Here is a 12,848-nt window from a genome sequence, read left to right on the forward strand (position 1 = left end):
CAGCGTCAGACCGACGGATCTGAGCTTTACGACGGCGCTGCATTATTTGCGCTACGAGTGGAGCTGGCTAGCAATCAGCAGCCCCGGCACCTTGCCGGCGCGGCTGCTTCGCCTGCGCGAGCGCTTGGGTGAATTGCTACTTTCGAAACAACGGCGAGGGCGTGAATGCCCTCGCGTTGTGAAAAAGCAGCCGTCCCGTTACCCGATCAAACAAGTTCGATCCGCTAAGTGAACGGCATTACCGCCTTGGCGGTGCTTTTTTGAGTACTCAGCTTTCTTTGAAGGCTAAGGCAAACTCGCGTAAACGCCCAGACTGTTTAGCGGCGATCATGCGGTCACGCAGGAAGGCCAGCAGAATGCCTATCGCCAGACCGCCAAAGATACCCAGCAAGGTGATCTGCGCACGCTTGGGCTTGCTCCTCAGCTCAGGAATGTCCGCCTTATCTAGTACCTGAATTTGAGAAGAGTCCTTGGCCTCCTCGATACGAGCCAACTCGTATTGTTTGGAGAGCAGTTCAAAGATGGTTTCCTGATATTTGACATCCCGTAACCGGCGCAGATACTCAAGCCCAGACTGAGGCATTTTGCCAGTTGGCACCATCACGTCACCAGCGGTCTCTTTGCCGGTTTCCAGCTTGGCTAGTTGGGTTTTTAAGCCGGCAAGTTCTTGGCTTGTACGCTGGTACAACGGATTCTGCTCAGTTGCATAACTACGCATGGCTTCCAGCTGCACCTCTTTAGCCGCGATGGTGGCTTTAAGCTGAGTGACTGTACCCATGATTGCCGATACCTGCCCTTCCGGTTGTATCATGCCGGTGCGCTCCTGGGTTTGGCGCAGCGCTGTTTCAGCTTCTGCAAGTTGTGCTTTGGTTTGCTTGAGCTGGTTTTCAAAGAACAGGCGCCGCTTGGCTGCGTCGGTCACAGCTAGGTTTTGATTCAGTTTGATAAGTTGCTCGATATAGGCATTAGCCAGCTTGGCAGCAAACTGAGGCTCTGGATCATCCACGCTGATGGTGATTATGCCGTCTTTACCACTACTAATTGCGCTGGCATTTTTCAACTCTTTGCGGGTGGCATCCAGAGAGTCCGTTTGATAGCGCTGCTTTAGCTTGAATTGCTGAATCAAATTGTCGGCAATGGTTCTGCTTTGCAGCATGCCAATATAAAGATCGTTTGGATTCTTCAGACCGGAGACGTTGCCAGCAACACCGGCTAAGCCACCTAGCTGTCCCAGCAGGGCGCTCATGCCGGCGCTCTGCTGCTGTGGGGGCAAGATTTTTGCGGTCGAGGTAAACGTGGGCGGCAGCAATAGGCTTAATAGTAGTGCAGCCCCCCCTAGGCTGATGGCGCTGCCTATAATCCAGTATTTTTGTTGCGCCAATACCCGAATGATTTCCAGAAGGCTGATCTCTTCGGAGTCGTCGTGTGATCGTGTGGTGTTCTCATTCATGGACATAATCAATTCCAGATGTTAAGGCGGCGAATCGCTTATTTCAGGACTTTAAGGCCGGCAGCACCCAAGCCGAACTGATAAAGAATCGAGGTCCATTCTTTCAAAGACTGGGTCCAGCTACTGCTGACGACCTCGTCAGGAACGACAATGGTATCGCCTGGATTGATGCGCTTGCCGCCCAGGCTGGAGAACCAGCCGGCGTTATTGTTGCTGGCTACAGTGCCGTCCGCCCGTAGCACATAGGTGGCGGATTTATCGCCGGTCTGGGTGATGCCACCTGCGAGATCAAGGTAGTCTTTGACCGCGCGTTGCGGGCGATAGATGAAGGCATTGCTTTGATAGACTGCACCTAAAACATTGACGGTGCCTGGCCGACGCGGAATGGTGATGGTATCGCCATTTTGCAATGGCAGGTCTGGCAGGTCTTTGACCTGGGCATCAGCTCCGTTGAGTTCCAGTACGACTCTACCTTCGGCTTTAACCGTGCGCATTTTCTCGGCTAGCTTGCGTTGACGCTCCACTTCCGCAGTGATGGCGGTGACATTGTCTTTGTCGGTTTGTTTGGAGAGCCTGGCTGCAGCGGTCTGCTCCAGTTCTTTCTCAAAGCGGGAGGCCACCTCATCCAGTTTGAGTTGCTGCTCTTTACGTATGCTTTCACGCTGCAAGGCAGTAGCAAAGATATAGCCATATTCGGTTGCCCCACCCAAACGCATGACTAGCTCGCGCAGTGTTTCTCCCTTTTGCAGTTGAAAAGTGCCGGTCTGTTTGACTTCACCGCTGATCCGGACAAACTCGGTTTCTTGGCGGACGTCTACCGGCAAAGCGCCAGGAGCGAACACTCGGAAAATATCACCTGCGACCAGCTTGAGTTGTTTCAAAGATGGCGCATTGATGTTGCTGGTATCGGGGCTCGCCTGCCATTGCAAGGCGAATTGATTGTCCGTGTTTTTCTCCAGCCGCCATGCCTTGTTTTCCGCTGCGGACTCCAGGCCGCCAGCCCAACGCAACAAGTCCGCGGCGCTTTCTCCTTCGGAGAACTCATAAATCGCGGGGTGTTTGACGTCGCCTAGCAGAGCTGCTCTTTTACCAGCAGGGGAGATACGAACGACGTCTCCATCACGTAGGGTCAGATCGGTTGATTTGTCGCCATCAACCAGAATCTTGTATAAGTCGAGAGTGCCGACTGGTTTGCCATCGCGCATCAGTTGGATGTTACGCATCGAGCCATTGTCATTGGGGCCGCCGGAGGCGAACAGCGCATTCAATAATGTGCTCATTCCGCTCAGGGTATAACTTCCTGGGGCTTGGGCATTACCGACCACATAGACTTGCACTGCTCGCGCTTGCAGTAGGCTGGCGCTGAGCTCGAAGTTGTTGAAAACGCGAGAAACGCTTTTTTTGAGGGTGTCTTGCAAGTCCTTGAACTTGATGCCGGCAACAGCTACTGAGCCGACACGGGGCAGGTAGACTGTGCCGTTGCGTTCGACGGTCAGGGTCAGGTCAATGTCGACCATTCCCCAGCCTTTGACCTGAATTTGATCTCCCACCCCGATGATGTAATCAGGGTTGACCTGCGCCGCATCGGTTGGCGCAAAAGTCGATGGCGGGCTGTTGAACAGATCGCTGCCAAAAATTGGCAAGGTTTTACTTGTTGCTACCCGTACAAACTCAACAAATGGGCTAAGTTGCTGCTCATCTTGTTTGCGTGCCTGAATAGGCCGCATTGGGTTTGCTTGCCCAAAACGCGTCGCTTGATAGGGGAGGGGTTGCTGGTTGGCAATATTGGGCATGCCGAATGAGGGGTCATTGTCATAGCCCTGCATCATCGTTTCCGAAAAGGCACTGGCAGCAGGCCTGCCATTTGGGGCGGAATGGGCAGATGCTGCGCTGAGGGCGAATATGCCCGCGATAAGGCTGATGGAGGCGCCGCTTGAAATGTTTTTGAAGTTTTCCATTGCTTATAAGGCCATATTCAATAGTTATTCAGTTTAATGATTTCGAAATTTGGATACCGGCTTGATTGGGCCCAATCATCATCGTGGTACGGTATCGGGACTCATCCCGTTGAGCCTGCCACAGCCAGGCGCCGGAAGCGTAGCCAAGCAGGCTGCCCGCAGCGACATCCGATAGCCAATGTTCTTTGCCGGCAACCCTGCCCAGCGCGCCGATTGCGGCCAAACCGTAGAGCCAAGGTTGGTCATATTCTTTGGCGAAGGGAGTGACGGCTCCAAATAGCGCCGCCGCATGGTTGGAGGTGAAGCTGCTTTGGAAGCGGGCGGCATCGGCACCTTGCTTTCGCCATGGACTATCACTGCTGTCGGGGCGGGCTCTATTGACCAAGCCTTTGAATGCAATGCTGCCGGCACTTGCCAGCGCCGCGGACTCAAGGGAAATCAGGCCGGTATTACTCAAACGCTCATCGCCGAAGGCGAAAGCGCTGCCAGCCAGGCCGATTGCCATGAGAGGCGCGGCATCACCGATATGTTTCCAGCCGCGCAGCAGGCGATGATCTTGTCGTTTGCTAATTGCCTTATTAATGGGCTTGTCCAGCACCATGGCCGCCAGGGTTAGCCCAGCTGCGGTTGTCAGTGCGCTAGTCTTGTCGTCTAGGCGGGAAAATTGCTGGCCGCTATCCTCGAGACGCAGGCGTATCGCAGGCCAAGGCTGGAAGGTCGGCAATGGCGGGTTGACTACCGGAAGGTTTTTCTCATCGGCGCGCTCCGCAAAATTGCCAAGGCCGTCATACATTTCCATATCACGACGAGGATCGCTGAGAATGTCGTATAGGTCGCCTGGCGACATGACCATTTGGCCAACGTCCCGAGTCCATGGTGACAGGGAAAAATTACCAACAGCTTGAGTGTCCAAGGTCAGCATGCTGTTCAGCGGGATGGATATGAACAGACCCTTATCTTTATAAGGTGAGCTCGACGTGCCGGGGGAGGTGATGTCGTTGCCATTGGTGCTGGTATACCAAGCGCCAATCTCTATGCCTGAGTGGAAGCGGCGCTTTACTTCGAGACGTGCTCCCATGTCTTTGGCCAGAAAACGGCCGGCGCGGACTGTTGCGGTCACATTCATTGGCAACCGGTAGTGCAGGGCGGCGAGAGCGGTTACGGTTTGATAATCGCGCTTGCCGAACCAGCCCTTGACGTCGCGCTGTTGCAGCGCATCGACAGTGAGGTCTACCGCCCAGTGCCGGGTCTCCGGGAAATACAAGACTTGGCCGCCTGCGCCACGGAACATCTCCTCATAAATACCGGCGGAGGCGCGAGCATAGGTATTGGCTCCAAAAGTCAGATATTGATTGAGCAGCAGGCGATCGAGTTTGGGGGTATTGGTTTTTTTATAATCGGCTACATCGGAGCGGACATGAGGCAGTAGACTATTCGATGGTTGTTTGACGCCAGAAACCGTATTGTACAAATTGGTACTCAAGGCGCTATTCAGGTATAGACCGCTACCCAGTCTTTTGGTGTAGGTTGCCGCTGCGGCGATCTCGTAACGGAAGGCTCCGCTGGGGTCGTTAAAATAGACGCCTGTTTTTGGCACAAGGCGGAAGCGGTTGGCTTCATTGTCTTCTGCATTGATCTGGACAATGTCGCCATCTTTACCTGCCATGACCTCCAAGCTAACGCCGTCCCGAATGGTAGAGGCCAATTGCTCGGCCGAGCGCTCCGCCAGTTCCGCATCTCTGCCTGGCTTGACCGAGACGCTTTCCAGAAAAGTTTGCCGATCGACTTTGCCCAGCAAGTAGTTGTTCAGTACCGTCAAATTAAAGAAACTATAGGTGACGATAGGCTGTTCCAGCTTGGTGTATACGACGCGGATATTGCGTGTTTCTATCGGAGCAAAATAAAGGGCGGTACGCACTGCGCGGCCAACGGCGCGCCCTACATTGGAAATACGACTATTGGAGAGCTCCAGGAGCAGCTCATCGCCCTGAGCGCTGAGACGGATATTCTTGAAGTCTTGTCGGCTGAGTGCAGATACCAAGTGGTGGCCATAACTGGTATCGTTTTGCCACAGGCTAAGCGTTGGGCGGATCGGAACCTCCGGGCTGCCGGAGAAATACGCGGGTTCAGAGATTTTGGGAACAAACTCACGTTCATTGAGGGGGATTTCAATGGATGCGTTCAGGCTGGTGTGGGTGTTTTGTTTGGCAAGCTGTAGTCCTAACCAACCCCAACGGTATTCTATGCCAGCCGCTGGGCCTTTTTTTCTTTGATTGGCAAAGGTATCTACAGCACGAAAATCTTTTGGGTAATTGTTGGCGTCGTATTCGGCTACCAACGACCAGTTCGGATAATTTCTAGGGGTCCAGCGGACCCCGCCAAAAGGACCTTCTATACGTCCCGAGGCGAAGCCAATTGATGCCTCTAGATTAGGTTGTAAATGTTTGCTGGCAACAATATAATTGCCGCGCCATAAGGCTGTGCCGAATATGTCTGTGCGTCCATAGGATAGGGCTGGCCACGTCGAAGTTTCAGAGAATATCTGCCACTTGGTGTCAATGGCCTTGTCTTTAAAACTGCCATAGCCACCACCATATTGTTGATCATTAAAACCAGCAATGCCGGATATTGAGGTGTAGCGTCCTGAGATTTCTAAAAATGGCAGGATGGTTGCCGAGGTCAAGAGGGTATCATAAGGCTTGTCTGTGCTGAAACCAAAGCTCAGAGAACCATCGCGGCCAACATCAGCGGATGGCATATTGATATAGCCAAGCTGACCATTTAGGCTTGGTTGAGCTAAAGTGTATGGCGCGTAATAATATGCCCCACTAATTAAAACCCCTTTGATTATCCCGCTGCGCAAAGAAAGTGTAAGTGACACAATATTTTGAATTATTTAAATTTTCTATGATGCTATGGGGGAATGTTTTTTCGGATCGCCGCATAGCCCAAAATTTTAAGAGCATAAAACATCAGGCAGCTATCTCTGCTTGTCGAAGATAAACTGCCTGATTAATACAGCTAAGTCCATATGACCTAAGCGATAATCAGGTCAAATGGGTAGTCTGTTAGTGATGAGTGGTCGCGGAGTGGCTGGTGGAGGAGTCGCTGTTACTCGAGACCGCTACGGCAGCCGCTACAGCTGCGCCGATAGCAGCAATAGTGCCAACGCTCAAGCCAGCAATGCCTGCAGTGGTGCCGGCGGCGCCTGCGGCAGCTGCAGAGGTAGTGCCAGCAGCGCTAGAGCCAGCGGCGGAGGTGGCGGCAGCTTCTTCTGCGGCGAATGCCGGGGCAGAAAGCACGCCAGCCAGAGCGATCAGCATGATTTTCTTCAACATGACAAAGTCCTTATATATTCGAAAAGATGGGCACAAGAATATTTGCGAGATACTACAAGCTGCATCATAAGACAGCGCATTGGCTTTAGCAAAGTGAATGCTGTATGACGTGCGCTATTTCACGGCTTAACTAGGGCTTATACTCAAAAGTGCAGGCGAGTTCTATGGGAGCTGAGAACGGCTAGAAAAACACTAGGATCCTTAGTGTAGGTCATCTCGCCCGCCGTCGGGAAATGCAGATCCTGCAGCCGCGAAACCCAGAAGCGCAGCGCGGCAGCACGCAGCATCAGCGGCCAGGCCTTTTTCTCTTCCGAGGTGAGCCTGCGTTCCGACTGGTAGCCGGAGAGCAGAGCGGCGGCGCGTTCGTCGTCTATGCCGTGGTCCGCGTTGCGGGCCCAGTCGTTGACCGCGATGGCCAGGTCGTAGAGCAGCACGTCGTTGCAGGCATAGTAGAAGTCGATGAAGCCGGCTATGCGGTCGCCGTCCAGCAGTACATTGTCGCGGAACAAGTCGGCGTGGATCACGCCCGAGGGCAGGTGATCGAAGCGGTGGCTGTCCTGAAACTGCACCTCCTCGCGCAGCAAGGCGGCGGAGTCTTCGTCCATGTGAGAGTAGACCTGGCGCGCGGTTTCGCTCCACCAACGCGGGCCGCGGGGATTTGCCATCTTGCCGGGGAAGGTGGCGCCGGCGATATGCATTTGCGCCAGCATCTCGCCGACGGCGCGACATTGCGCCGGGGTCGGCTCCGCGATGTCGGCGCCGTCCAGGCAGCTGACCAGGCAAGCCGGCTTGCCGGCCAGCATCGAGGCGAACTGGTCGGTGTTGTCGGCTACCGGCGCCGGGCAGGCTACGCCGTGGCGCGCCAAGTGGCTCATCAGCGTCAGGTAATAGGGCAGTTCCTGCAGCTTCAGCGCTTCAAACAGCGTCAGCACGTAGCGACCGTGCGTGGTGGTGACGAAGTAATTGGTATTGGTGATGCCGGAGGCGATGCCCTGCAAGTCCAGCAACTGGCCCAAGGTGTAGCGCTTGAGCCATTCCTGCATCTGGTCATGGCTGACCGTGGTGTAAACAGACATAGTTGCCCTCTCAGAACCGGATCAGCACCCAGCGCGGGATGATGATGCGGTTGGCGGGGTCGATCTGTTTCATGGAGCCGGAGCCGTTGTCGTCCATCAGGTAATAGGGCACGCCGTGCGACGGTGTCACCTTGACCATGTACAAATGGCCGTTGAGCCGGTATTCCTCGATCTTGTCTTCGCCCTTCTGGATGATGCGCACCTCCGGTTCCGCGGTAGCGGCGTTTTGTTCGCTGATCGTCGGCGGCGGCGGCACCGGGGTCTTGGCGGGAGGGGGCGTATCGGCCCAGGCGGCTGTCAATGGCAGCAGGGCGAGGGCGGCGAGCAGGCGGCGCATGGCGTGGTCCTTGATTGTCATCAGTTTTAAAGGTGCAGCAGTTGTTCGCGCTCTTCGGGCAGCGCTTCAAAACCGCGGGTTTCGTAATGTTTGAAGATAGTTTCGACGATTTGCCGCGGATCGTCGATCAGTTGGATCAGATTCATGTCGTCGGGGTTGATCATGCCTTCGCTGATCAAGCGGTCCTTGACCCAGTCCAGCAGGCCTTCCCAGAACTCCCGGCAGCACAGAATGATGGGGATCTTGCGGCTCTTGCCGGTCTGGATCAGCGTCAGCGCCTCGAACATTTCGTCCAGCGTGCCGAAGCCGCCCGGCATCACCACGTAGGCGATAGCGTGTTTGACGAACATGACCTTGCGGCTGAAGAAGTGGTTGAACTTGATGCTCAGGTCTTGGTATTCATTGGGTTTCTGTTCATGCGGCAGCACGATATTCAGCGCCACCGACGGGCTTCTGCCGTAGAATGCCCCCTTATTGGCGGCTTCCATGATGCCGGGGCCGCCCCCGGAAACGACGGAGAAGCCGGAGTCCGACAGCAGGCGCGCGACTTCTTCGGTCAATTTGTAATATTTGTGGTCGCGCGGCGTGCGCGCGCTGCCAAAAATGCTCACCGCCGGCATGATGCCTTGCAAGGCTTCCGCCGAATCGACAAACTCCGACATGATCTTCATCACATGCCAGGCTTCGCGGGAACGGAAACGCTGCATCATCGCGTGACGATCGCTGGTTTGCGGTAATTTATCGGACAAGCTCATATTCTGCCTCTTTTTATGAAAACACTGTTATTGATCGACGGCTCTTCTTATTTGTACCGCGCCTTTCACGCGATGCCCGATTTGCGCTCTCCGGATGGCCGCCCGGTGGGGGCTGTCTACGGCATGGTGAACATGCTCAGGCGGCTGGAGAAGGAAGTGCAGTTCGATTATAGCGCCTGCGTTTTCGACGCCAAAGGCAAGACATTTCGCGACGACCTTTACCCCGAATACAAGGCCAATCGCCCGTCGATGCCGGAGGAACTGGCCTCTCAGATTACGGCGGTCCATGAGGTGGTGCAAGCCTCGGGCTGGCCGATGCTGGTGGTGCCGGGGGTGGAGGCCGACGACGTGATCGGCACGCTGGCGCGAGCCGGCGCGGCCGCCGGCATGAAGGTGATCATCTCCACCGGCGACAAGGACATGGCGCAATTGGTGGACGGCCTGGTGTCCATCGTCAATACCATGACCAATGAAACCTTCGACCGCGATGGGGTCAAGGACAAGTTCGGCGTGCCGCCGGAATTGATCGTCGACTACCTGACCCTGATCGGCGACAAGGTGGACAACGTGCCGGGCGTCGACAAGTGCGGTCCCAAGACCGCGGTCAAGTGGCTGGAGCAGTACGGCAATCTGGACGCCGTCATCGCCCAGGCGGCGGAGGTAGGCGGCAAGGTGGGCGAGAACCTGCGCGCGGCCTTGGACTGGCTGCCCAAGGGCCGCGAGCTGATCACCATCAAGTGCGACGTCGATCTGAACGCGGACATGCCCTACGGCCTGGACAGCTTGCAGCATGGGATCAAGGACAAGCCGCGGCTGGCCGAGCTATATCAGGGGCTGGGCTTCCGTACATTCTACCGCGAGGTGACCGAGGGCGAAGACATGCCCGCGGTGGCGCAAACCACGGCCGGGGCCCAGGGGGACGATCTGTTCGCCATCGAAGCCGCGCAAGACAGCCCGGCTCTGCCGGAGGCGGTGGCGGAGCGACGTTATGAAACCATTCTGCTCGCTGAGCAACTGGACGCCTGGCTGACCAAGTTGGCGACAGCGGATGTTGTGTCGCTGGACACCGAGACCACGAGTCTGGACCAGATGCAGGCGCGCATCATCGGCATCAGTTTCTCGGTGCGTTCCGGCGAAGCCGCTTATCTACCGCTGGACCATCACTATGCCGGGGCGCCCGAGCAATTGGATCTGGAGCAAAGTCTGGCCAAGCTGAAACCTTGGCTGGAAGACGCCGACAGCAAAAAGTGCGGGCAGAACCTGAAGTACGATCGCCATGTGTTCGCCAATCACGGCATCCGCTTGGCTGGCGTGATCGACGATTCCCTGCTGGCTTCCTATGTGGTGGAGAGCCATGAGCGCCACAATATGGACGATCTGGCGCGCCGTCATCTGGGCGAATCCACGGTCAGTTACGAGGAGATTTGCGGCAAAGGCGCCAAGCAGATCGGCTTTGGCGAGGTGGACGTGGACACCGCGTCCAACTATGCGGCCGAGGACGCCGATATCACGCTGCGCTTGAATCAATACTTTTCCGGCCTGTTGACCGGGCGCTTGCGCGAAGTCTACCGCCACATCGAGCTGCCGGTGGCCGAGGTATTGTTTGCGATGGAACGCCATGGAGTGTTGATAGACCGCGACCGGCTGGCGGCGCAAAGCCATCAATTGGGCACGGAAATGCTGCGGCTGGAGAGCCAGGCTTATGAATTGGCCGGCCAGCCGTTTAATCTGAACTCGCCCAAGCAGTTGCAGGAAATCTTGTTCGGCAAGCTGGCCATTCCCACCAAGGGAGTGAAGAAGACTCCGTCCGGCGGTTATTCCACCGATGAGTCGGTGTTGGAGGCCTTGGCGCTGGATCATCCGCTGCCCAAGTGCATCCTGGAATACCGCGGCCTGGCCAAGCTCAAGTCCACTTATACCGACAAATTGCCGCTGCTGATCAATGCCGCCACCGGCCGAGTGCATACCAATTACGCGCAAGCGGTGGCGATCACCGGGCGCTTGGCCAGCTCGGACCCGAACCTGCAGAACATTCCAGTGCGCACACCGGAAGGGCGTCGCGTGCGCGAGGCCTTCATCGCGCCGCCGGGGCACATGATCGTCAGCGCCGACTATTCGCAGATTGAGCTGCGCATCATGGCGCATTTGTCCGACGACGCCGGCATGCTGCAGGCCTTCGCCAGCGGCGAGGATATCCACCGCGCCACCGCCGCCGAGGTGTTCGGCGTGGAACTATCCCAAGTCAGCCCCGATCAGCGGCGCGCCGCCAAAGCGATCAACTTCGGCCTGATCTACGGCATGAGCGCCTTCGGCCTGGCCGCGCAGCTGGACATAGAGCGCAGCGCCGCCCAGCAATACATCGACCGTTATTTCATGCGCTATCCGGGCGTGGCGGAGTATATGCAGACCACGCGCGAAACCGCGCGCGAGCAAGGTTATGTTGAAACCGTATTCGGCCGTCGCCTGTATCTGCCGGAAATCAAACTGTCGAATCAGGCGCGCCGCGCCGGCGCTGAGCGCGCGGCGATCAACGCGCCGATGCAGGGTACGGCGGCGGATCTGATCAAACTGGCGATGATAGCGGTGCAGAACTGGCTGCAGGACGACGCCATGGGCAGCAAACTGATCATGCAGGTACATGACGAACTGGTGCTGGAAGTGCCGGAAGCCGAGTTGGAGCTGGTTAAGCGGCGTTTGCCCGAGATCATGGCCGGCGTGGCCAAGCTCAAGGTGCCGCTGTTGGCGGAGGTGGGCGCAGGGGAAAGCTGGGAAAGCGCGCACTGAGCGGGATTTGCGCCGTAATTAAAAAGCCAGCCGGGCAGGCTGGCTTTTTTCATGCCCATGTCGTTTTGTTGGTCCTGGCCTAAATACCTGGCTGGTCGGGCGTTTTCGGGAACAAGATCGGTTTCGTTAGCCTCGCTTTGCTCAATATATTGTCCAGACTCCCAATGAGACGGAGTCTGACATGCGGACTCAGATCGGTTTCACCCTGATTGAGGCCATGACGGTTCTGGCGATCATATTGTTGTGCCTGGCGATCGCCGCACCGGGATTGAGCCGTTTGTTATTGACGCAGCAATTGCGCAGCCACGCCCAAGCTATGGCCAATCTCTTGCACTTTGCCCGCAGCGAGGCGCTGCGTAGCAACCGACCGGTATACGTGTGCGCGGCCAATCTGAAGCGGAATCTGCAATTGCAAGGCTGCGCCAAGCAGCGGCAGGTGTGGGACCGAGGCGCTCTGGTCTACGCGGACAAGGATGGCGGCGTTCAAGCCGGTTACGACAGTCAGGAGCGCTTGCACCTGCTGGTGTTCGCCGTGGGCAAGGTGCGAATGCGCGCGGAACGGGATCAGTTGCAATTCATGCCGGACGGGCGGCTGGCGCGTGGGCAAGGCGCTCGCCTGGTGCTGGAAAGCCCGCGCGCGGGTCTGTGTTTGATTCTGACGGTCAGCGGCTACGGTCGTGCGGAAATCGGCAAGGCGGATCATGGCTGTCCGGCCTGAGTCCGTCTTGCGCGGCGGCGCTTTGCTGGAAACCATGCTGGCCTTGTTCGTCGTCATGGTTTCAATGTTGGCGCTGTCCTCGGTGCAGCTACGTGCTCTGCTGCATGGCCGCGACGCTTTGTTGCGGGCGGAGGCGGTCGCGGCCGCGCTGGAGCTGGGGGAGGCGGCGCTGTTGTGGCCGGAGACGGAAGAGGAGCAGGCCGCTGCGCAACGGCAGGCGGATTGGTCCCGTTTGCGGCAGCGGCTGCAAGGCTTGGGGGGAAACGCCATTGAGGCGTGGCAGTGCCGCGGCGCGTTGAACGCGATGACGGAGCTTTGCGAGCAGCAGGGCGATGTTGTCTATGTGCGGCTGACTTGGAACGACAGGGCGGGCGGAGATGGCGCCGGTCGTTTTGCCCGTCGTTACGCGCTGGCATTGGAAGCGCCTTAGCC

At 57.0% G+C, this 12,848-nt stretch carries 10 protein-coding genes and 1 pseudogene; 4 read left to right on the forward strand and 7 right to left on the reverse strand.

Going from position 1 to position 12,848, the window contains the following annotated elements; all coding sequences use genetic code 11:
• A pseudogene (locus B0T39_RS25910) lies at positions 1–232 on the forward strand (IS4 family transposase); the annotation flags it as partial.
• A gap of 36 nt (positions 233–268) precedes the next feature.
• Here B0T39_RS25910 and B0T39_RS17795 read toward each other — a convergent pair.
• From B0T39_RS17795 to B0T39_RS17825, 7 genes are all read right to left on the reverse strand, one after another.
• On the reverse strand, positions 269–1,450 hold the full coding sequence (locus B0T39_RS17795; protein ID WP_081549042.1) for a GumC family protein: 1,182 nt from the start codon (positions 1,448–1,450) through the stop codon (positions 269–271).
• A 38-nt stretch (positions 1,451–1,488) separates the two neighbouring features.
• Positions 1,489–3,408, reverse strand: a complete 1,920-nt coding sequence (locus B0T39_RS17800) for an SLBB domain-containing protein (RefSeq protein ID WP_254894588.1) — start codon at positions 3,406–3,408, stop codon at positions 1,489–1,491.
• Between the two features lie 28 nt (positions 3,409–3,436).
• The gene (locus tag B0T39_RS17805) at positions 3,437–6,289 is read right to left on the reverse strand and encodes a YjbH domain-containing protein (RefSeq protein WP_254894589.1); all 2,853 of its coding nucleotides are present in this window, start codon (positions 6,287–6,289) and stop codon (positions 3,437–3,439) included.
• A gap of 187 nt (positions 6,290–6,476) precedes the next feature.
• Positions 6,477–6,746, reverse strand: a complete 270-nt coding sequence (locus B0T39_RS17810; protein WP_081548949.1) for a hypothetical protein — start codon at positions 6,744–6,746, stop codon at positions 6,477–6,479.
• 143 nt (positions 6,747–6,889) lie between these two features.
• Positions 6,890–7,822, reverse strand: a complete 933-nt coding sequence (gene thrB / locus B0T39_RS17815; RefSeq protein ID WP_081548951.1) for a homoserine kinase — start codon at positions 7,820–7,822, stop codon at positions 6,890–6,892.
• 10 nt (positions 7,823–7,832) lie between these two features.
• Entirely contained in the window at positions 7,833–8,159 is a 327-nt protein-coding gene (locus B0T39_RS17820; RefSeq protein WP_081549046.1) for a DUF2782 domain-containing protein, read from the reverse strand.
• 26 nt (positions 8,160–8,185) lie between these two features.
• Positions 8,186–8,914 (reverse strand): TIGR00730 family Rossman fold protein, encoded by a 729-nt coding sequence (locus B0T39_RS17825; protein ID WP_019101898.1) that lies wholly within the window; start codon positions 8,912–8,914, stop codon positions 8,186–8,188.
• A 15-nt stretch (positions 8,915–8,929) separates the two neighbouring features.
• Here B0T39_RS17825 and polA point away from each other — a divergent pair, with 15 nt between their 5' ends.
• The 3 genes from polA (at position 8,930) to B0T39_RS25700 (ending at position 12,846) form a co-directional block, all read left to right on the forward strand.
• Positions 8,930–11,698 carry a DNA polymerase I gene (gene polA / locus B0T39_RS17830; protein WP_081548953.1) on the forward strand — a complete coding sequence of 923 codons (2,769 nt, stop codon included), beginning with the start codon at positions 8,930–8,932 and terminating at the stop codon, positions 11,696–11,698.
• Between the two features lie 181 nt (positions 11,699–11,879).
• Complete coding sequence (locus B0T39_RS17835) at positions 11,880–12,416, forward strand: GspH/FimT family pseudopilin (protein ID WP_081548955.1); 537 nt, start codon at positions 11,880–11,882, stop codon at positions 12,414–12,416.
• The gene (locus tag B0T39_RS25700; RefSeq protein WP_081548957.1) at positions 12,400–12,846 is read left to right on the forward strand and encodes a hypothetical protein; all 447 of its coding nucleotides are present in this window, start codon (positions 12,400–12,402) and stop codon (positions 12,844–12,846) included. Before B0T39_RS17835 ends, B0T39_RS25700 begins: the two co-directional genes overlap by 17 nt.
• The last annotated feature ends 2 nt before the right edge of the window (positions 12,847–12,848 follow it).

Source organism: Chromobacterium haemolyticum (assembly GCF_002081825.1).
In the GTDB taxonomy this organism is placed as follows: domain Bacteria; phylum Pseudomonadota; class Gammaproteobacteria; order Burkholderiales; family Chromobacteriaceae; genus Chromobacterium; species Chromobacterium fluminis.

Excerpts from the sequence above, each read along its gene's own strand:
- B0T39_RS17795 (WP_081549042.1), bottom strand. The coding sequence starts at position 1,450 with ATGAATGAGAACACCACACGATCACACGACGACTCCGAAGAGATCAGC.
- thrB (WP_081548951.1), bottom strand. The coding sequence starts at position 7,822 with ATGTCTGTTTACACCACGGTCAGCCATGACCAGATGCAGGAATGGCTC.
- B0T39_RS25700 (WP_081548957.1), top strand. The coding sequence starts at position 12,400 with ATGGCTGTCCGGCCTGAGTCCGTCTTGCGCGGCGGCGCTTTGCTGGAA.
- B0T39_RS17820 (WP_081549046.1), bottom strand. The coding sequence starts at position 8,159 with ATGCGCCGCCTGCTCGCCGCCCTCGCCCTGCTGCCATTGACAGCCGCC.
- B0T39_RS17810 (WP_081548949.1), bottom strand. The coding sequence starts at position 6,746 with ATGTTGAAGAAAATCATGCTGATCGCTCTGGCTGGCGTGCTTTCTGCC.
- B0T39_RS17835 (WP_081548955.1), top strand. The coding sequence starts at position 11,880 with ATGCGGACTCAGATCGGTTTCACCCTGATTGAGGCCATGACGGTTCTG.
- B0T39_RS17825 (WP_019101898.1), bottom strand. The coding sequence starts at position 8,914 with ATGAGCTTGTCCGATAAATTACCGCAAACCAGCGATCGTCACGCGATG.
- B0T39_RS17800 (WP_254894588.1), bottom strand. The coding sequence starts at position 3,408 with ATGGAAAACTTCAAAAACATTTCAAGCGGCGCCTCCATCAGCCTTATC.
- polA (WP_081548953.1), top strand. The coding sequence starts at position 8,930 with ATGAAAACACTGTTATTGATCGACGGCTCTTCTTATTTGTACCGCGCC.